The sequence below is a fragment of the Microbulbifer sp. ABM4_008 genome (genome assembly GCF_056311705.1).
This window is the reverse complement of sequence record NZ_CM149970.1, coordinates 3,933,133-3,954,770: the sequence shown is the minus strand read 5'-3', so window position 1 is coordinate 3,954,770 and position 21,638 is coordinate 3,933,133. Positions and strand designations below refer to the sequence as shown.

Below are 21,638 nucleotides of genomic sequence, written 5' to 3'. Positions count from 1 at the left end.
CGGAGTGCTCGAAATCTCGACTTGGGTGTCCAGACGAGGAGGTTCTCGGTGGTATGATGCCGCCAAATTATGGAGGTACCGTGAGTTCTACCACACTTTATTGGCACGATTATGAAACCTGGGGTACAGACCCGGGTGCCGACAAGCCGGCGCAGTTTGCCGGTATCAGGACCGACGAAGAATTGAATATCGTCGGCGAGCCATTGATGATTTACTGCCGCCCTTCAGTGGACTGCCTGCCGCAGCCGATGGCGAGCCTGGTGACTGGCATTAGCCCGCAGAAAGCCCTGGCCAATGGAGTGCCGGAAATAGAGTTTATCCAGCGCATCCTCGCCGAACTGGGTGCGCCGGGCACCTGTGGGGTGGGCTACAACAGTTTGCGTTTTGATGACGAGGTAACTCGCTACACCCTTTATCGCAATCTGCTCGATCCCTATGAACGGGAATGGCGCTCCGGCAACAGCCGTTGGGACATTATTGACATGGTGCGCCTCACCTACGCCCTGCGCCCAGAGGGAATCCAGTGGCCCACCCGTGAGGACGGTGCGCCGTCCTTCCGCCTGGAAGAATTGACCGCTGCCAATGGGATCTCCCATGAGGGCGCCCACGATGCGCTGTCGGATGTGCACGCCACCATTGATATGGCGAGGCTGATCCGCAAACAGCAACCAAAGCTGTACGACTATGTGTTCCGCCTGCGCCGCAAGCAGGAGGCCGCCAAGATGATCGATATGCGCGAGCGCCGTCCGCTATTGCATATTTCCGGCAAGGTCTCTGCTAATCATGGTCACTTGACCTATGTGATGCCCTTGGCCAGTCACCCGGTTAACCGCAATGCGGTTATTGTTGCCAACCTGGCAATGGACCCCGAGCCATTACTCAGCCTGGATGCAGACACTCTGCGAGAGCGCCTATACACCTCTCGCGACAAGCTGGGTGAGGGTGAGTTGCCGGTAGGGCTGAAACTGGTGCACTTGAACAAGTGCCCGGTATTGGCGCCCGCAAATATGCTGGATGACAAGCGCGCCGCAGAGCTGGGTATCGATCGCACAACCTGTGAGGCGAACTGGCAGAAGCTCAAAGATATCGATTTGACGGAAAAGCTGCACAACGTATTCCTGGATCGGGAATTCCCTGAGAGAGATGTGGAAGCGGACCTTTACGGTGGATTCCTCAGCGACTCTGACCGCGATATCTGCCGTGAACTGCACCGTGGACTGGCGGCCCGAGGTCCGGAAGCTTTGGCGGGTGAAGTGCCTTTCACCGATAAGCGCCTACCCGAGCTGCTATTCCGTATGCGGGCGCGCAATTTCCCCGAGACCCTGTCAGAGGAAGAGCACCAGCGCTGGCAGATCTGGTGTTTCCAGCGCTTAACTGACGCTACTGCCGGGGCCTCAATCACCCTGGAAGATTACTTCCGCCAGCTGTCTGAGCTGCGGGTGCAGCACCCGGAGCGCATCTCCCTGATCACAGAGCTGGAGAACTGGGGCGATAGCTTACTCGCCTAATGTGTCGAATCACGTCAGCGGCCATTCTTCCACTGGGCTCTTTCCTGGTGCCCGAGTAGAATGCCGCTCGCGAATACCCGGCGCCCACAAGGCGCAACCACTGGAGTAACCATGGACTTTATCGGAGCCAATATTCTGTCGGTCAGCCAATTTGAGCGCGCTGACATAGAGCGCGTGTTTGATGTAGCTGACGCAATGACCCCCTATGCACAGCGTGAAAAGGTAACGCGTGTATTGGAAGGGGCGATTCTCGGCAATATGTTTATGGAGCCGAGCACCCGTACTCGCCTGAGTTTTGGAGCCGCCTTTAATCTGTTGGGCGGTACTGTACGTGAAACGGTAGGAATTACTGCCAGCGCTATGGCAAAGGGCGAATCCCTTTACGACACCGCCCGAGTGCTATCGGGCTATAGCGACGTGATTTGTATGCGTCACCCAAAAGAAGGGTCGGTGGCTGAGTTTGCTGAAGCGAGTCGTGTGCCGGTGGTCAACGGCGGCGACGGCGCCAATGAACACCCCACCCAGGCACTGTTGGACCTCTACACCATTCGCAAGGAACTGGCTGCGCACGGTCGCACCCTGGATGATTTTCGTATCGCCATGATCGGCGACCTCAAGCACGGCCGCACGGTGCACTCCCTATGCAAACTGCTGTGTTTGTTTGGCAAGGTGCAGATTACCCTGGTTTCTCCACCGGAACTGGCGATGCCGGAAATGATTGTGGAGATGCTGCGCGGGGCCGGGCACGAGGTGACGGTTACTGATCAGCTGGAATCCTCTATCTCCCATGTGGATATTGTTTACTCCACCCGTATCCAGGAAGAGCGTTTCGCCTCTCAGGAAGAGGCCAACCGCTACCGTGGGCGCTTCCGCCTGAATAAGGCTATTTTTACCCGCCACGCAGAGCCTAACACGGTAATTATGCACCCCCTGCCACGGGATTCACGGGCAGAGGCGAATGAACTGGATACCGACCTGAATGAACATCCGAGCCTGGCGATTTTCCGCCAGACCGACAATGGCTTGCTGGTGCGTATGGCTCTGTTTGCTATGTTGCTGGGTGTTGAGAATCAGGTAGATAAATATTCCCGCGATGTGAACTGGTATAGCCGACGCAATCGGGTATAAAACTACTCAACTGGGCGTAAATCCCGGTGGAAATAAACAGGGCCCCGGCTAATTCTGTTAATCTGATGGAATTAGCCGGGGTTTTTTGTTTCCGGTTTAGGGTGTCGTGAATGCTAAAGTGATTTTGCTTGTTCACTGTGGCACTCAATATCCAAATATTGGCGTTGAGCCAGATGTCGCATCAGGGATGGATGCATGTCGAAGCAGAATTCGCCCGTTTTGTTCTTTCGCAGCCTGGTTTTCCTGGCGCTGCTGCTCAGCCTTTTTGTGTGCAAAAGTGCCGCCCAGGAAGAGCCCTTTCCCCATGTAGCCATACTCAAAATTGATGGCGCCATAGGTCCCGCGACGACTGATTATTTCAAGCGGGCTACGCAGGAGGCTGCAGACCAGGGCGCAGAGTTGGTGATTCTGCACCTGGATACTCCTGGGGGGTTGGATGCGGCCTCCCGGGATATTATCCAGCATATCCTTGCGTCTCCTATCCCTATTGCCACCTACGTTTACCCCTCCGGCGCGCGCGCCGCCAGTGCGGGAACTTATATTCTCTATGCCAGCCAGATCGCCGCTATGGCTCCTGCTACCACCTTGGGAGCGGCTACGCCAGTGCAGATTGGCGGACCTCAGGGCACACCTATGCCGGGGGGAAAGCAGGAGGAAGAGAAAAAAGAAAAGGCGGAAGACAGTGAGGATGGAGAAAAAGAAAAACCGCTTGCGGGGACGGCCATGGAGCGCAAAGTCGTTAATGACTCAGTCGCGTTTATCCGAGGGTTGGCACAGCGCCATGGGCGCAATGCAGACTGGGCGGAAAAAGCTGTACGCGAAGCAGCGACCCTGACGGCTCCAGAAGCGTTAAAAATGAATGTTATCGATATTGTTGCGGATAATGATGATGATTTATTGCGCCAGGTTGCCGGTCGAAAAGTATTGCTCGATACCGGTGATTATACGATTCCGGAGAATATTGCCGAGTTGCAAAGTGAAAGTTACGAGCCGGATTGGCGCAATGAATTGCTGGCACTGATTACCAATCCTCAAGTGGCCTATATTTTGTTATTGGTGGGTATTTACGGGCTTATTTTTGAGGGCTATAGCCCCGGTGCTTTCGTTCCAGGGATTGTTGGTGTTATCTGCCTGTTGCTGGCATTTTATGCCTTGCAAGTTTTACCGATTAATTACGCTGGTCTTGCATTAATTATTGTTGGCGCATTGCTGATTGTGGCAGAGGTTTTTATGCCGAGTTTCGGCGCCTTGGGGATCGGCGGAATTATTGCATTGGTGATTGGCTCTGTAATGCTTATTGACAGTGATGTGCCGGGAATGCAGGTTTCCAAACAGCTGATTGGGGCTATTGCCGGTGTAAGTGGTGTCTTTTTATTGATGTTATTGACCGCTGTTGGACGCAGTTTACGCCAGCCGAAAGTCTCGGCAGACCAGGCTTTTGTGGGACGCTCTGCAGTGGTAAGCGAAGTTAAGGGCACAGAGATCTTGGTGCATCTCGATGGAGAGATTTGGCAGGCGACCTGTAACCAGCCTCTGGAGGTGGGTCAGAAAGTTAGAGTAGTGGCCCAACACGGCATGGTTTTACGGGTAGAGGTGGAATAGGTAGGGCAATCAATTGAGCTAATGACAGCGCTCAACAGTTAAGGTGGGATTAAGGAGAGTCCAATGATGCTCAGTTATTTTTTTGGGATACTAGTAGTCGCACTCATACTGCTACTGATGTATGCCATTCGTATTTTGCGGGAGTATGAGCGCGCGGTGGTATTTTTCCTGGGGCGTTTCCAAACAGTGAAAGGGCCAGGACTGATTATAATCATCCCCATTGTTCAAACTATGGAGCGCGTGGATCTGCGCACTGTGGTTATGGACGTGCCGACCCAGGATGTTATCAGCAGGGATAATGTCTCAGTTAAAGTCAACGCAGTGGTTTATTACCGGGTGATTAATCCACAGTCTGCAATTATTAATGTGGAATTTTATCACGAGGCTGTAAGCCAGTTAGCGCAAACTACATTGCGGTCGGTGTTGGGTAAGCACGAGCTGGATGAGATGTTATGTGAGCGAGACAAGCTTAATGTGGATATCCAAAAAATACTCGATGAGCAAACAGATGCCTGGGGTGTAAAAGTTACTAATGTGGAGATTAAACATATCGATCTTGATGAAAGTATGGTGCGGGCTATCGCACAGCAGGCAGAGGCGGAGCGCGCGCGGCGGGCTAAAGTTATACACGCGGAGGGGGAGGCGCAGGCAGCTTTAAAGCTGACTGAGGCAGCGAATCAATTATCGAAAAATGCCAATGCGATTACTTTGCGCTATATGCAAACCATGATTGATATTGCCGGCGCAAATAACAGCTCTACAATTGTATTTCCGTTGCCACTGGATCTAATTGAACCAATGCTGAAGCGGGGCTCTGCATCCAGTTAACGATGTCCTTAACAAAGACCAAAAAAGGCCGCACTAATTAGTGCGGCCTTTTTTGTAGAGTTTAGAGCAGCTTTTTCATCAGGCTGCGGGTTGAACTATCCCAGTCATCCTGAGGAATTTCACCCTTGGCAGCCTTATGAATTCTTGAACTCAACTGCTTACCCAATTCGACGCCCCACTGATCAAAGGGGTTGATCCCCAGCAGGCAGCCGCCAACGTAGACCTTGTGCTCGTACAGTGCCAGGAGCGAGCCCAGGTGGAAAGGATCTAACTTTTCCAGAATCAGGGTGTTGCTGGAGCGATTGCCAGGAATCACTTTATGTGGGGCCAGGGCGTGGGCCTCACGATGAGTGTGACCAGCTTCCTCCAGCTCTTGGCGGGCCTCATGCAGGCTTTTGCCTCGCAGTAGCGCCTGGCTCTGGCTAATACAGCAGGCCTGCAGCCAGCGGTGCTGTTCAAGGAGTTCAGACGTCGGCTCCTTGACCGCGATAAAGTCTGCTGGAATAAGGTCGGTTCCCTGATGCAATAATTGGTGGAAAGAGTGTTGGCCGTTTGTACCTTCACTGCCCCAGATAACGCTGCCGCTGGGGTAGCCCAGCGCCTGCCCGTCCTTGTCGACACTTTTACCCAGGCTCTCCATATCCAGCTGCTGTAACCAGGCGGGGAATCGGGCCAGGCGCTGCGCGTAGGGCAGCACGACGTGGCTAGTCGTATGCCAGCACTGGCGGTACCAGAACTGGGTCAACGCCATCAGTACGGGTAGATTGGATTCCAATGGAGCCGTGGCGAAGTGCTGGTCCATTGCATTGGCGCCTTGCAGAAGCTGTTCAAAAACTTCATAGCCACAAGCGAGAACTATGGGCAGGCCGATTGCAGACCAGAGTGAGTAGCGACCACCCACCCAATCCCACATTGGGAAAATATTCTCAGGAGCAATTCCGAAATCCTGAGCAGCAGTAATATTACTGCTCACCGCAACAAAGTGTTTGGCCAACTGTGACTCATCGCAACCGGCAGACAATATCCAGCGACGTGCAGACAGCGCATTTTCACGGGTTTCCAAAGTAGAAAAGGATTTGGAAGCAATCACAAAAAGGGTTTCTTCCGCATCGATACCTGCCAGGGTATCACTGAGGTCTGCGCCATCGATATTTGATACAAAGTGCACATCGATAGAGTCTTTGTGCCAAGGACTGAGGGCCTCTACCGCCATGCGCGGACCCAGGTCGGAACCGCCGATACCAATATTTACGATATGGCGGATCGGTTTACCTGAGAAGCTGCGCCAGCTATGGCTGTGCACCGACTCGGCAAACTGTTTCATTTGCTCGCGGCAATCTTTTACCGCGCGCTCTTGTTCAGTTTTCGGTTGCCCCTGAAAGCGCAGCGCGGTGTGCAGGGCAGGGCGGTGTTCGGTATTGTTGACAATGGCCCCGTTCACTAGCGCAGTAATTTGGTTGTTCAGACCCTGCTCTTCGGCATATTCCAACAGCAACTTAAGGGTGTCTTCACGCAAGTGGTTTTTACTGTAATCCAGATAGATTCCGGCTGCGTCTGAGCTGAACTTCTCTGTCCTTTGGGGATCCGTTGCAAACAGCTCTCTCAGCGACCACTTATGTTGGTCAAAATGGGACTTTAACCGTGAGATTGCCGCTACACGGCTTAAAGCCAGGGTTTCACTAGTCATGGTATTCGGTTTGTTCTCTTCTGAGCCTTTTTATTGCCACTTGGCTAAAACGTACACAAATCAAATTTTATTTATTATTTCTGGGCGGCAATGCTAACGGCATTTTCTTTGCCGGGCCAGCGCCGCAGACATCACAGTCTATTACAGGGAGTGTTTCGAGATAAGGAACTGTGTGGGGAAAGACAAATGCCGCTCGTTAGAGCGGCATTTTGTGGTGATCCATACTAAATAAGGCTTTGTAAATCGGGTGTCTGTCAGCGGTGATTTGGTCAAAACTTCATTTAGTATGAATCACCACGCTGTCGGGCAAGAAAAAGATTTTACTTGACCACCTTCATGCAGCGCACTCTGTCGGAAGCCATCCAGCAGTCGGCATCTGCAGGACAAGCCATGGATAGAGGAATTTGTTCAGCGCCGGGTGGGCAGTAAGCTGGAGGTGCCGGAGGGCTACAGCAACCTGCAAGAACCAGTGCACTGATAATTCCAATTAAGTACTTGGCTGGAGTGAAATTCATCCCCTAACTCCTTTCCGTTGATGTTAGCCATTAGCATAGCCAATAAAACGTCACCTGTTGGTCAGCTTTGTAAAATCTGTTCTACAAAGGTACCGCCTATTTGAGTGTAATAGGCGTTGGGTTTAAATGTCTGTCAATGATCAAGTTATGAAAAGAGGTGCGCCAATTTATTTTAAAAAACTACTTAAATAAGGGTTTTTTTTAAAAATGTGGTTTGTGCTGACCATTTTTTGTGGTGAATTCCAGTTATTTAATCTACACGCTGAAACCGATTGCGCCAGTTTTGAGGTGGGCTCTAAGAATTATTGTTGTGGCTGACAATGCCGCTTGATGGATTGGGAATTTTTTTTTGCGATGCAAAAAAAATGGTTTCACGAGTAAGAGTTTTTTCTGTTAAAAATTCTTACTCGTGAACGTAGCTTTAATGGGCGAGGGGACACCAGCAGAGGTGTTATCAATAGGCCTTCAGTGTGTCGGTTTGGGTCCGTGCAAAAAGTTGCCAAAGGCTACTGCGAGACTTTCTTTTCTTGCCGGGTCACGGAGAGCACTCAATAGGGCGATTCGCACTTTCGGAATGAACATTAAATCGGAAAGCAGTAAGTTAAAAGTCTGCTGGTCAGCGGCATCGGCCAGCTTGCCAACCCACTGTGCGGCCAATTCTTGTCCTTCCAAATCTTGGACGCAGCGACTGCCTATTGCGGCCAGGACTTCTTTATTCCGGTTGCTGGCATCTTCAGCCAAAAGTGACTGTATAAATGCCTGTCGCAATCCTGTGGCTGGTGAGTGAGAGATACCCCTGATAGCAGCAGCGGCCACCGAGATATCCGGCGTGTTTGCGGTCAGTTCTTGCTCTGCTCGCTCAATAATGGCTGCTGCAAGACGGTGGTCGACCGGCTGGTTTTCCAGGCAATGGCAAATATTAATAAAAACCGGAGCCGCGACTTTTCCAACCTGGCGCATTAGCAAAGTGCTTTCTTTTTCCCAGCGCACGGCCAAGTCGGCAATCCCTTGCAGCGCAAGGTTGTCCCAGCGGTGATTTTCCGGGTCGCCAAAATAGCGCAGGACAGGCTCGTAATATTCGCTGGGCTGGCTGCCCAGCAGAAGCGCTGTTTGGGAATGAAATGCTGCCTGCCGCTCAGTTGATGGGGTAAAAAGCAAGCCACTTTGCTGCAGCAACTGGTCCAGCTGCGTAGCAGATTCAGAAGCGGGCCCTTGCTTGAGCTCCTGTGTCAGAGCTCGAAGCAACCCATCTCGGGCTTGAAGTTGCAGTTTGCCCTGCTCGTCCAGCGGAAAGCGCAGGAACCAGACGATGGGTTCACCGCCCTCGGCCGGTTGCAGTAGCAGGCCTGTCCAGGCCTGGCGCAAGTATGGGTGTGGCCAGGGAGCCAGACCTGCTTCGAAGGATGCCGCAGTGGATTTCGAAACCGACTGCAAGCGCCGGCCCAGATCGAACCAGCGCAATTTGAAGTCAGCCTGCTCGATCAGGGCGCTTAGGGTACCGCTTTCACTCATAGGGGTTTTGTCTATTTCCTTAAGATGCCGTAGCCGCTACAGAAATGGGCTTCTGTTTAAAGTGCAACCAGCCATAGGCGATCGCCAGCAGAGGGCAGATAATATTGAATAGGGCAAAGGGTAAATACTCCCAGGTAGCAATACCCAGCGTTGCCGCCATAAAGGCACCACAAGTATTCCAGGGAATCAGCACAGAGGTGATGGTGCCGGAATCCTCGAGGGTGCGAGACAAGTTAAGCCCGTGTAGGCCCTTTTCCTTGAAGGCTTCGCGGAACATACGGCCCGGAATAATAATTGCCATGTACTGATCGCCTGCGGCCAGGTTCATTCCAAAGCAGGTGAATACGGTGGCAGTTACCAGGCCGCCCACTGTTTTAACCAGTGACAAAACCCCCTGGACGATGACCTGTAGGAATCCGGCCCGCTCCATAGCGCCGCCGAAGGCCATGGCGGAGGTGATCAGCCATACGGTGTTAAGCATGCTGCTCATACCGCCTTTGGACAGCAATGCAGCCACGTTCTCGTTGGTGGAAGTGGACTTATAGCCATCGAATAGGCTGTACCAGGCGCCCTTCAGGGGGGCGAGTGCACCTTCACCGCCACCGAGGCGACGGGCGGCTTCCGGTTCGAAAATCAGTGCGATGGCACAGCCAACCAGGGAGCCGATGATCAATGTTGGGAAAGCGGGGACTTTGCGCCAAGCCATTGCTAGCAACAAGATCAAAGGCAGCAGGCTAACCAGGGAAATTTTGAACTCACTGCTAAGGGCGGTGAGCAATGATTCGATATCAGTTGCGGAGGCAGAACTGGCTTCAGAGGTAAAACCCAGGAAAGCGAAAACCGCCAGGGCGATCGCGAAGGCCGGGATCGCTGTGGACATCATATGGCGAATATGCTGGAACAGATCATTGGATGTTACCGCTGCGGCCACGTTGGTAGTGTCAGATAGCGGAGACATCTTATCGCCGAAGTAGGCGCCAGAGATTACGGCTCCGGCAGTGACCTCAAGGGATAGGCCCAGAGCGCCGGCAATTCCCATCAGTGCCACACCTAAGGTGCCCGCTGTGGTCCAGCTGGAGCCAATACTCAGTCCTACTACGGCACAAATAATACAGCTGGCGGCGTAGAACCACTGTGGCGATAGAATCTGCACGCCGTAATAGATCATTGAAGGCACTGTGCCGGCCAGAATCCAGCTACCGATAAGTGCACCTACAGACAGCAGGATCAGAATAGCGCCAAATACCAGGCCAATGCCATGGAGCATCCCACCTTCCATGTCGTTCCAGCTGTGTCCGTTCTTCATCCCCATCAGGGCCACAACGCAGGCACAGAGCAGTAGCGCTATTTGATTGGGACCGTAGGAGGAGTCTGCACCGTAGAAATATACGGATAGTGACAACAGGGCGACGAGAATCCCGAGAGGGATCAGGGCGTCCGTTAAGCTGGGAGCGCGCGGCTCTGAGCTGGGGTTGGATTGAGACAAGGTGAACTCCTGCTTGACTGCGTGGCTAGCGCCGTATTCGTTATCGTTGTTTTGCCGTCGGCGGCGGTTAATAGCCTTATTCTCATAGCTTGGGGCGGTGAAGTCCACTTTGTATCATCGCACCATCGCTGTATTTTGGCGTTGACTTGGTCGTCGAAACCGGATTTATCACTGCGGTCAACTATCTGGTCGGGTCCAGTGCTGGCAGTTCGTCGACGCTTCCGGTATGTTCTGCGCCCAGTAGTCCCGGCTGATCCAGCCGCAAAATAAATAAGTGCGGGCCGTCTGAGGCAGGCCCGACAGGTAGTATTTCATGAGAGCAAGTGAGTTAGACCCCTCTCAATTCGAGGATATGCGCCCCTATCGCGATGATGAAGTGCGCGAGGTTATCAAAAGGCTAATTGCCGACCCGGAAATGTCCCACGCAGCTGCGCATTTCCTTGTCCCCAACCTGGCTCAGCTGGAGGGCGCCGTCGCCTGGTTGGTACGTCAGTTTCTGCGCTTTGAACTCCGCAATGTTCGCAATGTGCGGGATCTTCAAGAGATTGTCGGCAAATATATGGAGAAGGTGATCAAGCGCACCACCTCCGGCCTGAGCATTTCTGGTCTGGACACCCTGCCCAGGGATCGCGCCTGCCTGTTTGTCAGCAATCACCGCGACATCGCTATGGACCCGGCGCTGATGATTCAGGCGATGTTCCGCGAAGGGCATGAGACCTCCCGCATTGCGATTGGAGACAACCTGCTCAGCAAGCAGTTTGCCAGCGACCTGATGAAGTTGAACAAGTGCTTCACCGTGGTGCGCAGTTCTGGCAGTCGTCGGGAAAAGCTGCAGGCAGCAACCCAGTTGTCCAATTACATCTATCACTCCATCGTCAACGATAACGAGCATGTGTGGATCGCACAGCGTTCCGGGCGCGCCAAAGATGGCCTGGATCGCACCAATCCAGCACTCTGCGCCATGTTCGCCATGACTAAGGACCGGGAAACGCCCTTTGCCGATTTTTGGCGCAAGTTGCACATTGTTCCGGTGTCTATTTCCTACGAATGGGACCCCTGTGATGCACAGAAGGCCAAGGAAATTTACGTTACCGAGCACAAGGACGAGTACAAGAAGGGTAAAAACGAGGACTTGGCCTCGATTGGTAAGGGCATTGTCGGTCACAAAGGCCGTGTACATGCCGCCTTCGGCACGCCGATTGAAGGTGATTTTAACGATGTAAACAGCCTGGCTGAAGAAATAGATCGCCAAGTTATCGGCAACTACACATTGCATCCATCCAATATGATTGCCTACGAGATGGTTTACGGTGAGGTTCCGCAATTACCGGTGGGATATCCGGCTAAAGCCTGGGACCCCGCTGCACATAAAGAAGAGCGGGAGAAGTTTGAAGCGCGCATGGCTCGGGTCGATGAGCGCTGGCGCGACAAGGCTATTCAGGCCTACGCCAATCCCGTGGTATCTCGCCTCGCCTATGAGTAAGGCCCGCTGAGTTCAGAAGCTGGTGGGGAGAGGGCGCTTAGTGGATAATAGCGCCCCCTGCGCCAGCCACTTAGCGAATAGACCTCACCCCCGTGCTCAACGAAAAACACAAAAGCGCCATTCAGGGCGCCTATAGCCAATTCCTGTCCGGTCGAGGGCTGAAAGCCCGCTATGGGCAGAAGCTGATGGTAGCCGCCATTGCCCGCTCACTGGGTTCCATCACCCAGAATGCCAGTGGTGAGCGCGATAGCGACAAGACTGATGGTGAGCATATCTGTGTAGTTGAAGCGGGTACGGGCACCGGTAAAACCGTTGCTTACCTTCTCGCCTCTATTCCCCTGGCCCAAGCCCAGGACAAGACCCTGGTGATATCCACCGCCACGGTGGCCCTGCAGGAACAGATTATCCACAAGGACCTGCCAGAAGTTGCTCGTCACAGCGGGCTCAAATTTGAGTTTGCCCTGGCGAAGGGCCGTGGTCGCTATCTCTGCCTATCCAAGTTGGATCAACTCTTGTCCAGCTTTTCTACCTCCGGCACCGGCCTTTCCCTTGGTCTCTATGAAGATGAACTCCCGCAGGTGGAAGCGGAGAGTGTCGCTCTCTACCAGAAGATGACGGATAGCCTGACATCGGGTACCTGGGATGGCGATCGGGATAACTGGCCGGATACGATCGAGACGGATGATTGGAGTCGGGTTACCACTGACCATCGCCAGTGCAGTGGCCGCCGCTGCCCCCATGTCACCAATTGCAGCTTCTTCCGAGCGCGAGAGAGCTTGGGCAAGACACAGGTGATCGTTGCTAACCACGACCTGTTGCTGGCGGACCTGGCCCTGGGTGGTGGCGCGATTCTTCCGCCCCCGGAAGAGACTATCTATGTACTTGATGAAGCCCACCATCTACCGGAAAAGGCTCTCAATCATTTCTCTCACCACAGTCGCGTAGGGGCTTCCACCGGTTGGTTGGATCAAACCAATAAGGCCCTGGGGCAGATGCTGGGTGAGATTGGTGACGGCGCCCAGATCGACCGCTGCGGCGAGCAGCTGCCGGCGGTTCTCACCTCTGCCAAGCAGGGGTTGGAGCAGATGTGGCCGCTGATTGAAGAGCTGTGTGAATTTGAAGATGAGCGGGGCAATACCATCCGCCATCGCTTTGAAGGTGGGGTAATCCCCGATTCCATGTCGCAGCTGGCGGAAAAGCTGCGGGAAGACTTTGATGAGTTGGAAAGCCTGCTCAGCAAGATGTTGCAGACCGCCCAACGCATGATGGAGGACGGCCACTCGCCGGTACCCCTGGCAGATCTGGAGCGCTGGTACCCCCAGTTGGGCAGTTGGCATGGGCGCGCTGAGGCCAATCTTCTGTTGTGGGCGAATTACGCCCGTGCCGATGCTGATGGCGCATTGCCCCAGGCGCGCTGGGTCACCCTGGTGGACTGGGGCGGCTCCACAGATTTTGAGGTTTGCAGCTCACCGATACTCGCAGGCAAAACCCTGGAGTACAGCTTGTGGCGCCGCTGTTACGGCGCGGTACTGACTTCGGCCACACTCACAGCTTTGGGGAAATTTGATCGTTTGCAAATGCGTGCGGGTACTCCGGACAATGCCAGCTATCAGGTGGTGCCGAGTCCTTTCGATTTTTCCCGTGCAACACTGCAAGTGCCCCCGGAAGCTGTAGATGCGGGCAATGCAGAGCAACACACAGACGCCATTATCGATGCGTTGCCAGATCTGTTGAAAGGGGAGGGTGGCGCTCTGGTGCTGTTTTCCTCCCGGCGCCAGATGGAGACGGTTTACGAGGCGCTCCCTGGTACCTGGCGCAACCGAATCCTGATGCAGGGGCAGCAATCCCGCCAGCAGTTGCTGGATAGCCACCGTGAGATTATCGATGGCGGTGGCAGCAGTATCCTGTTCGGGCTTGCAAGTTTTGCCGAGGGATTGGACTTGCCTGGTGACTACTGCCGCCACGTGGTTATTGCGAAACTGCCTTTCGCGGTGCCCGATGATCCGATTGAGGCGGCGCTGGCGGAGTGGATTGAAGCTAAGGGCGGCAATCCATTTATGCAAATCACAGTGCCGGATGCAGCCCTAAAATTGGTGCAGGCCTGCGGGCGCTTACTGCGGGCAGAAGGGGACAGCGGCACAGTCACTTTGCTGGATCGCCGGGTGGTTACCCGTCGCTATGGTCAGGCAATACTCAATTCACTGCCGCCCTTTAATCGAAAAATTTAGAAAATCTTTGGTCGTATTTGCGCTGTTACTCAGATTGGGCAGGTGGCTATTGCGTATTATCACGGCTGTAAATGTGAAGGTTCTATGAGTTATGCAACCTATTTATTCTGAAATCGCTGATCAGCTCCTGTTCCTTGAATCCGAACTGCGCGGCCTGCAGGTTTGGCAGGATAATGCGCCACCCGCAGAAGCCCTGGCCAGCACTGAGCCATTTTGTGTGGATACTTTGACCTTGCCCCAGTGGCTTCAATTTATTTTTTTGCCGCGTATGCAGGTCCTGATTGAAGGGGAGATGCCCCTACCGGGCCAGTGTGGTATTGCTCCGGTTGCCGAGGAGTTCTTCAAGGGGCGGGATGATGCTGCGGCATTGCTGGCTATTTTGGAGACTATCGATCAGCGCCTGCAGCAGGGCTAACCGGCTTCTGATTCCCTGAGCCCGGTGCTCCCAATCACTCTGGGCGGCATGTCACATTGTTAGTGTTGAGTCCCGCGACTCGGCGGACATCGCTGTGCAGTGGCCGCGCTCATGAGCTAATATCGACCTTTTGCCTGAGGCGGGGAGCAATTTCTCCGTCAGATAAGCGAACACCGCGCGTTTGTAGCGGTCCGAATGGCATTGCTAATGGGGCTTGAGGTAATTGGTCGGTATGCAGAGATTTTTCCTTCTGTGGTTAATGTTGACGCTTTCGGTGCTCGCCGGTTGTGAGTCACTGATGTATCCGGGGCGGGACAGGGCCGCTCAACCAGCGGAAGATGCACCACCGGTAGAATCACCAGATTCTGCGATGCAGTGCCCAGAGCCTGCGGAAGTGATTTGTGCGGAACCGGAAGTGAAGGTTGTTGAGCGGGTAATCGAACGAACTGTAGAAAAAGTAGTCGAAGTGCCCGTTGCCAAAGATAAGTTGGTTTTGGGATCGGTAGAAGAAGTGGCCATAGAGCCTCCCGGCCTGATCCTGGAATCCGTTGTCGATACAGGTTCACCAACCTCCACACTGCGGGTCAGGAAGCTGACTCCGTTCGAGCGGGATGGCAGGGACTGGATCAGGTTCCAGATTGTTCAGTCGAGCAAAATGGACCCGGTTTCGGTAGAGCTGCCGATAAAACGCCATGTTCGAGTGGAGCGCCTGGGCTTTGATAATCAGCGCAGGCCGGTAGTGGAGCTTAACCTGACCGTTGGGCGTATAACCCACCAAGTCGAAGTTAACCTGACCGATGAGGGCGGCTCTGATTTATTGATGCTGCTGGGACGCAACTTCCTCAAAGATGCCGCTGTTGTCGATGTGAGCCGGCGCAATGTCCAGGGCCAACCCCAAATAGACGGGGTTAAATAGGCCAGTTATCCAATTGGGTTCCTAATTGGGCCCTCAGAGTTACGGGGAATGGCGAATGTCGCCGCGTGTCCAAGTTTATGTAATTGCGGCGTTACTCGCATTGGTAGGAGCAGGCCTGACCGCCTATAAAAACCTTGAGTTGGGTTTTCCGCTGTTGCCGGGTGAGTACCGCACCGTGTGGACCATCGAAGCAAAAGTGGGTTTCGATGCCGATGGCGGTCCGGTAAAGGCCGCACTGACCCTCCCGCGCGAACAGCGCAATATGGAAATACTGGGGGAGACCTTCAGTTCCTCCGGTTTTGGTTTCTATATCGCGAGAGAAGATGATGCCTATCGGGCCATTTGGTCTCGCCGGGCCGCAAGAGGCCCCCAATCTCTCTTCTATCAGCTGGATGTCTACCAGCGTCCCGGTGCTGCGCTGGCGCAGCCTCTGGATCTGAGCACTGAGATACAAAAACCCTTCCTGGGGGCCCGTGAGCAAGAAGCGGTACGCTTGGCGATTTACTCTCTGGTTGAACAGGCCCGTGAGCGCTCTTCCGATGTGGAATCTCTAACTACCCAGTTACTATTCGAACTGAATGACGATGAAAATCAGGATCGCAACCTGATCTTCCGCCATTACGCCGACCGCTCTTTTGTAGATGTCGCTTTGCTTGTACTGGCGACAGCCGATATCCCCGCCCACCGTATTCGCGGCCTCTACCTGGAGGATGATCGACGTCGACTATCTCCAGAAGATCTGCTTGAGGTCTATGATGGCAAGCGTTGGCTCGTGTTTGAACCCAGCAGTGGCCAGCCTGGTGTGCCGGAAAATTTCTTTATTTGGCAGCGCGGTGGCAAGAGTCTTTTGGATCTTGAGGGCGGTCGTAACTCCCAAGTGACCTTCTCTGTGATTGCCAATGATGTCCCAGCTCGCGATGTCTCTATGCGCAGCACCAAGGATGAGAAAGATGCGCTGGTGGATTTCTCGATCTACAGTTTGCCCATTGAGCAGCAGAGTATTTTCAAGCTGATCCTGCTGGTCCCTGTAGGGGCCCTGGTGGTGGTGCTGCTGCGTGTATTCGTGGGCCTGCGCACCTCCGGTACCTTTATGCCGGTACTGCTGGCAATTGCCTTTATCGAAACCCAGTTGATTACCGGTTTAGCCATTTTTACTTTGATCCTGATCCTCGGCCTTTGGGTGAGGTTCTATCTCAGTAGGCTCAATTTGCTATTGGTGTCGAGGATCGCCGCCGTCGTGGTGACGGTGGTGATAATAATGGGGGCAATCAGTGTGGTCAGCTATAAGCTGGGCATTGAGCAGGCTCTCACAGTGACATTCTTCCCGATGATTATCCTTGCCTGGACTATCGAGCGTATGTCGATTGTGTGGGAGGAGGATGGCCCCTACGAGGTGGTGGTGCAGTCCGGGGGCAGTTTGTTAGTGGCGATACTGGCTTGGTGGGTAATGACCAACCGCTATATTGAGCATTGGACGTTCAACTTCCCCGAGTTACTGTTGGTATTGCTGGCCTTTATTCTGGTGGTGGGCAACTACACCGGATATCGACTCAGTGAGTTGATGCGTTTCCGTCCGCTGGTTCGCTAGGGGGTGTTATGCTGCAGTTTTCAGTTAAGCATATCTTCAATAAAGTTCGCGGCGGAGTGGTATCTCCGCTGACCCTGCGCCGCATGGGGGTGTTAGGGATGAACGCGCGTAATATTGACTATATTGCGCGCTACAACGATCGCAAAAAATATCCCATCGTCGACGACAAGCTAAACACTAAGCGCGCGGCTAAAAAAGCGGGAATTCCTGTGCCCGAGTTGATCGAGGCATTTGAAAGCCCTGCCAGCCGCAAGCGAGTTATGGAGGTGATTGACCCTCTATGGCAGTTTGTAATCAAGCCGGCACGGGGCTCGGGTGGTAAAGGTATTCTCGTTATTGCCGGTCGCAATGGCGACAAATATAAAAAGATATCCGGTGCTGAAATTGATGCGCTGGATATCTTGCGGCACGTGAGCAATATTCACAGCGGCCTATACAGTCTCGGTGGCAAACCCGACAGGGTGATGGTGGAGGCCCTGGTGGACTTTGACCCGGTCTTCGATCGCTACTCTGTTGAGGGTGTGCCTGATGTGCGGGTTATTGTTTTTCGCGGTTATCCGGTGATGGCCATGCTGCGCTGCTCAACCCACGCCTCAGATGGTAAAGCCAATTTGCACCAGGGCGCTGTAGGTGTTGGTATCGACCTGGCCACGGGCAAAAGTTGTCATGCGGTAATGCGCGGGTTGCGAATTGACCAGCACCCGGATACTGAAGTGCCTTTCGATGCATTGCAGGTACCGGGTTGGTACGAGTTGGTCCGCTTGGCGGCAAGCTGTTACGAAATGACTGGGCTGGGTTATTTAGGCTGTGACATTGTCCTGGATCGTGAACGTGGCCCCCTCTTATTGGAGGCTAATGCGCGCCCGGGATTGGCAATCCAAATCGCCAATGGTGTTGGCTTGCGCGAGCGCTTGGGCTTTATCGAAAAATTTGATGAAGAAATGTTCAGGAAAAATGTGGATGAACGGGTGGCATTTTCCATGCGCAAATTTGCTAGCGACTAGGAAAGTCCGCTAATAGTTTATCGATTTTATTATCTTGCAAAGCAATACCTATTGCCTGGTTAGGGGGTGGTCGCCCCTTCGATTGGTCGAATTTTTTCAATTAGAGTTTTTAGCCGCTTTCCTTGCATTTTGAGTCCATATTCAAGTTCTTGGATTTTCGTTTGGATCGAAGTGAGTTCCCACTCGCTGGGTGGCTGACCGTGTTTTTCTCCACGGCGTAAAAATTGAAGGGATTTCCAGTTCTTCAATAACTTGGCGAATCCACGAGCCTCACTTTCCAGAATCTCTTGCCAGCTCTCTTTATCTTTAATCTTTTCAATTTTCTCCCTGGCTTGTTTGAAAAGCTGCTCTACCTTTACTTTTTGGATCTGAATAGGTGGGGCAACCCTTAAATTATAGGTGAGTCCAACAAGGCTCAATGATTTGATCAACCACTTGGTAGGGTCATACTGGAACCAGCGAATACCACTTCGATAATCTATCTGAAAGGTGTGGTGATAATTGTGATAACCCTCGCCAAATACAAATAGGTTGAGGAAAGCGTTATCTCTTGCGCTGATTGATTCCTTATAGGGGCGCCGGCCCCATAAATGCCCAAATGAGTTAATCATAAAAGTCGTGTGATGATTAACCACAAGGCGCAATACTCCGGCCAGCAAAACCATACCGAGAACGTCTCCAGTAATGATCCCCAAGATTATCGGTAGGCCAAGGTTCATGGCGATAATGATGGGAACATAGTTATTGTGTTGCCACATTACTAACTTGTCCCTTTGAAGATCCTTAACATTTTTGTAATCGAGATAACTGCTGGGATATTCGTGCATCATCCAGTCCATATGGGAGAACCAGAAGCCGCGCCCTGCTGAATAGGGGTCTCGATTGTTATCGTCGATAAATTGGTGATGGTATCTATGGCTTGCACACCAATTTAAAGTGGTGTTTTGCATGGCTGCCGCACTGAATAAAATAAATAAAAGTCGAATTGACCAGTGGGCTTCGTAGCTTTTGTGTGACCACAACCTGTGATTTCCTGCTGCTATAGAAAAGCTGCAAAGTGCACCAAAAATGGCAAATGCAAGCCATTGATACCAGTGATACCCGTAGACAAATCCATAAATCGGTACTGCGGTAAGTGCTAACAAACCTGTGCTGGCAAATAAAATTGTGGGAATCCAAAAACGTTTTCGCTGATTGCTGGAACTTAGAGGAGTTGCGTTCATAGCAGGCCCCCTTTATTGAGGATTGCCCATGACTATTTTGAGATAGGGGTGGAAGTATTTCCTTTGGCCAGATTTTACTTTTTCTTCGTAGCTTTTCACTTGAATGCATTGTTTTGGTGCATTTTGGCCATCTGAAGGATCGCATTGGTTCGCTATTCCACAGAAGCGCTGGAGTATGAAAGCTAAGGCCTTAAAAAACGCTGTTTTAAAAGTTGGCATAAGGGTTGCATTGGTAAATGTGCGGGGCAAAGGACCCGCATTTCGGGAGAGTTTCTTAGGGTTATGGCAAACCATTAACACTGGGTGACTTCCCGTTTTCTCTCATCATCGCTGATTACGGCCCCGCATTGCGGGGCCTTTTTTTTGCCCGCACTTTGCGCAAAGCTCATAATGCTTTAGTTTAGGGTCTCCCAAGGCGTTCCCAAATTTGACGGCCCCGGGAGAGAGGCTCTCTTTTATGGCAAGGATGCATGAGCCAGGTAATTAATGAGCTAATTTCGATAGTCGAGCCCTGTGTGTCAGAGTCACTAACCCCAAATCCGTCCAGCGCAGTGTTCCAGTTGGCAACCAGCGATGAGCTATCTTCTTTGGATGCATCTCGCCTGCCTCGTCATACCGCTTGTTTGCAAGATTTGTTTTTAGATTCAGATTGCGGGTTGTGGGAGTGGCATCCGGATTCCGGTGCCCAGCGTGCTCAGGGTGAAATTTGGCTCCTGTTTGCAGAAACTGCAGAACTCTCTTTGACTTCCCTGTGGACGGGTGATGAATTGCGTTCTGTTCACTCTGATGAGCGGGATCGAATTATCACTGTGCGGCGTCGTCTTACTAACAAAGGTGGACACTTCGATACTACTTTTCGGGCCTACGACAGTCTCGGTCAGTTGCGCTGGTTACGATTGCGGGGACGCGCAATAAACCTCGAGGATGACAGTGGATTTGTTGTGATTGGAAGTTGCGCTGACTTCACTGAAACTTTGGCCCAGCGCTACCTATCCAACCTGCCTGGCGAGCGCCCCTTACAAACACTGTCTGGAGTTGGCGATGGTTTATGGGAGTGGGATCTACGCGCAGATGAAATGGTGCTTGATGATGCCTGCTGGGGGATTCTGGGTTACGAAGTGAGCCCGATACGCAGTATCGGTATTTCAGCCGCGGAGCAGTGGAAGGCTCGAATTTTAGCGGAGGACTTCCCTCGGGTTGAGCAGTCCATGCGGGATCATGTGCGCGAGGGGTTACCGCTCGATGTGGAATTTCGCATCTGGCGTTCGGATAGCAGTGTGGTTTGGGTTCGCTGCCGCGGCAAGGCCCAATTAAATAGTCGCGGTCAGCCCGTGCGGGTGTTGGGAGTTTTACAAGACGTCAGCCGCAGCCGGGAAAGACTTTCGCAAATGGAGCGGGAGCTGGAGTTGCAGCGGGAGGAAAATGCGCATCGGGCAGATTTATTATTTAGCCTGAGCCATGAATTACGCACGCCACTTAATGCAATTTTAGGTTACAGCCAAATTGTCGAATTAGATCAGAGTCTCAACGCAGACCAGCGTCAGCGCTTATCAGAAATTCGTCGCGCGGGGCAGCATTTATTGCATTTGGTCGGCGATGTATTGGAGCTGGCCAGAATCGACAGTAGGCGTTTGGGCCCCTCGATGGAATTAATTCGTCCGGCCGATTTGGTTGCAGAATGTAAACGTTTGCTCGAGCCCCTGGCTGAAACCCGTCGCGTAAGTTTGATGTTTGAGCCTCTCGGCTGGGAGTCCGCTTATATTTGTGCGGACCCAGTGCGCTATAAGCAAGTTGTATTGAACCTGGCGGGCAACGCGGTGAAATACAATCGTGAAAATGGCCGTGTCATTATTAATTTTACGCCGCAGGCCGATGGCTGGTTGAGACTGAATATTTTGGATACCGGCAAGGGGATTGCAGCAGAGAGACGCAAAGAAGTTTTTGAGCCCTTTAATCGTCTGGGGGAGGAAAAAGGGCATATCGAGGGTACGGGTGTCGGTCTTGCAATTGCCAAGCGTCTGGCGGAGGCGATGGGGGGGCGGATCGATTTTGACAGTCAGGAAGGGCAGGGCTCAGTATTTTGGGTTGAATTCCCAATGGTCGATGCAGCGGAGTCTTTCCTGTCATTTGCAAATTCTGTTGATGCCCCGTCAACATTACCCGACTGTAGATTGCTGCTAGTGGATAACCGTCCTGAAAGTGTGGCTCGGGTGGAAAAACTTTTGCAGGGGGCGCCGCAAGTACAGCTTTCTGTGGCCGCAGATGTTGTTGAGGCCATATTTATGGCGCGTACCCAAGCACCGGATGTAGTGTTGTTTCACAATACCTTACCGGGAATGTCGGTTGGGGATTTGGTAAGTATCCTCAAGCAGGATCAAGTCACTCAAAAAACCTGTTTGGTGGTTATGGGAGGAGAGGCTTCCTCGGGGGTGACAACCGCTTTGCCGGATAACTTTGATCGACCGCAGCTTGCGCGAGTTTTGGTGGAGTGTTTGACGGGGAAGAGGTGAGCTGG

The 21,638-nt window shown here is 52.8% G+C and carries 16 protein-coding genes; 11 read left to right on the top strand and 5 right to left on the bottom strand.

Annotated elements, in window-relative coordinates:
- The first annotated feature begins 56 nt into the window (after nt 1–56).
- The 4 genes from sbcB to ACYX4J_RS17265 all read left to right on the top strand — a co-directional run bounded on the left by sbcB (nt 57) and on the right by ACYX4J_RS17265 (nt 5,066).
- A complete protein-coding gene (sbcB, locus tag ACYX4J_RS17280; protein WP_445356330.1) occupies nt 57–1,508 on the top strand; it encodes an exodeoxyribonuclease I in 1,452 nt (483 codons plus the stop codon).
- A gap of 111 nt (nt 1,509–1,619) precedes the next feature.
- Nucleotides 1,620–2,636 carry an aspartate carbamoyltransferase gene (locus ACYX4J_RS17275; protein ID WP_413664546.1) on the top strand — a complete coding sequence of 339 codons (1,017 nt, stop codon included), beginning with the start codon at nt 1,620–1,622 and terminating at the stop codon, nt 2,634–2,636.
- A 195-nt stretch (nt 2,637–2,831) separates the two neighbouring features.
- Nucleotides 2,832–4,238 (top strand): NfeD family protein, encoded by a 1,407-nt coding sequence (locus tag ACYX4J_RS17270; RefSeq protein WP_476177159.1) that lies wholly within the window; start codon nt 2,832–2,834, stop codon nt 4,236–4,238.
- Nucleotides 4,239–4,301: 63 nt separating this feature from the next.
- Complete coding sequence (locus tag ACYX4J_RS17265) at nt 4,302–5,066, top strand: slipin family protein (RefSeq protein ID WP_413664548.1); 765 nt, start codon at nt 4,302–4,304, stop codon at nt 5,064–5,066.
- 61 nt (nt 5,067–5,127) lie between these two features.
- Here the strand turns inward: ACYX4J_RS17265 and pgi are convergent, their stop codons facing one another.
- From pgi to nhaC, 4 genes are all read right to left on the bottom strand, one after another.
- Complete coding sequence (gene pgi / locus ACYX4J_RS17260) at nt 5,128–6,753, bottom strand: glucose-6-phosphate isomerase (protein ID WP_476177158.1); 1,626 nt, start codon at nt 6,751–6,753, stop codon at nt 5,128–5,130.
- Between the two features lie 320 nt (nt 6,754–7,073).
- Nucleotides 7,074–7,268 (bottom strand): hypothetical protein, encoded by a 195-nt coding sequence (locus ACYX4J_RS17255; protein WP_157533369.1) that lies wholly within the window; start codon nt 7,266–7,268, stop codon nt 7,074–7,076.
- A gap of 465 nt (nt 7,269–7,733) precedes the next feature.
- On the bottom strand, nt 7,734–8,780 hold the full coding sequence (locus ACYX4J_RS17250) for a DUF3549 family protein (protein WP_476177157.1): 1,047 nt from the start codon (nt 8,778–8,780) through the stop codon (nt 7,734–7,736).
- A gap of 19 nt (nt 8,781–8,799) precedes the next feature.
- Nucleotides 8,800–10,266 carry a Na+/H+ antiporter NhaC gene (gene nhaC / locus ACYX4J_RS17245; RefSeq protein WP_413665846.1) on the bottom strand — a complete coding sequence of 489 codons (1,467 nt, stop codon included), beginning with the start codon at nt 10,264–10,266 and terminating at the stop codon, nt 8,800–8,802.
- Nucleotides 10,267–10,579: 313 nt separating this feature from the next.
- Here nhaC and ACYX4J_RS17240 point away from each other — a divergent pair, with 313 nt between their 5' ends.
- From ACYX4J_RS17240 to ACYX4J_RS17215, 6 genes are all read left to right on the top strand, one after another.
- Nucleotides 10,580–11,749 (top strand): 1-acyl-sn-glycerol-3-phosphate acyltransferase, encoded by a 1,170-nt coding sequence (locus tag ACYX4J_RS17240; protein WP_476177156.1) that lies wholly within the window; start codon nt 10,580–10,582, stop codon nt 11,747–11,749.
- Between the two features lie 92 nt (nt 11,750–11,841).
- Nucleotides 11,842–13,977, top strand: coding sequence for an ATP-dependent DNA helicase DinG (gene dinG, locus ACYX4J_RS17235; RefSeq protein WP_444926845.1), 2,136 nt, complete (start codon nt 11,842–11,844; stop codon nt 13,975–13,977).
- A 91-nt stretch (nt 13,978–14,068) separates the two neighbouring features.
- The gene (locus ACYX4J_RS17230; RefSeq protein ID WP_475710654.1) at nt 14,069–14,392 is read left to right on the top strand and encodes a YqcC family protein; all 324 of its coding nucleotides are present in this window, start codon (nt 14,069–14,071) and stop codon (nt 14,390–14,392) included.
- A 232-nt stretch (nt 14,393–14,624) separates the two neighbouring features.
- Nucleotides 14,625–15,308, top strand: coding sequence for an ATP-dependent zinc protease family protein (locus ACYX4J_RS17225; protein ID WP_475710653.1), 684 nt, complete (start codon nt 14,625–14,627; stop codon nt 15,306–15,308).
- Nucleotides 15,309–15,363: 55 nt separating this feature from the next.
- Nucleotides 15,364–16,896, top strand: coding sequence for an inactive transglutaminase family protein (locus tag ACYX4J_RS17220; RefSeq protein WP_476177155.1), 1,533 nt, complete (start codon nt 15,364–15,366; stop codon nt 16,894–16,896).
- An 8-nt stretch (nt 16,897–16,904) separates the two neighbouring features.
- Complete coding sequence (locus tag ACYX4J_RS17215) at nt 16,905–17,900, top strand: alpha-L-glutamate ligase-like protein (protein ID WP_444892899.1); 996 nt, start codon at nt 16,905–16,907, stop codon at nt 17,898–17,900.
- A gap of 59 nt (nt 17,901–17,959) precedes the next feature.
- Here the strand turns inward: ACYX4J_RS17215 and ACYX4J_RS17210 are convergent, their stop codons facing one another.
- Entirely contained in the window at nt 17,960–19,123 is a 1,164-nt protein-coding gene (locus ACYX4J_RS17210) for an acyl-CoA desaturase (protein WP_476177154.1), read from the bottom strand.
- Nucleotides 19,124–19,593: 470 nt separating this feature from the next.
- Between ACYX4J_RS17210 and ACYX4J_RS17205 the strand changes: the two genes are divergently transcribed.
- A complete protein-coding gene (locus ACYX4J_RS17205; protein WP_475708657.1) occupies nt 19,594–21,633 on the top strand; it encodes an ATP-binding protein in 2,040 nt (679 codons plus the stop codon).
- The last annotated feature ends 5 nt before the right edge of the window (nt 21,634–21,638 follow it).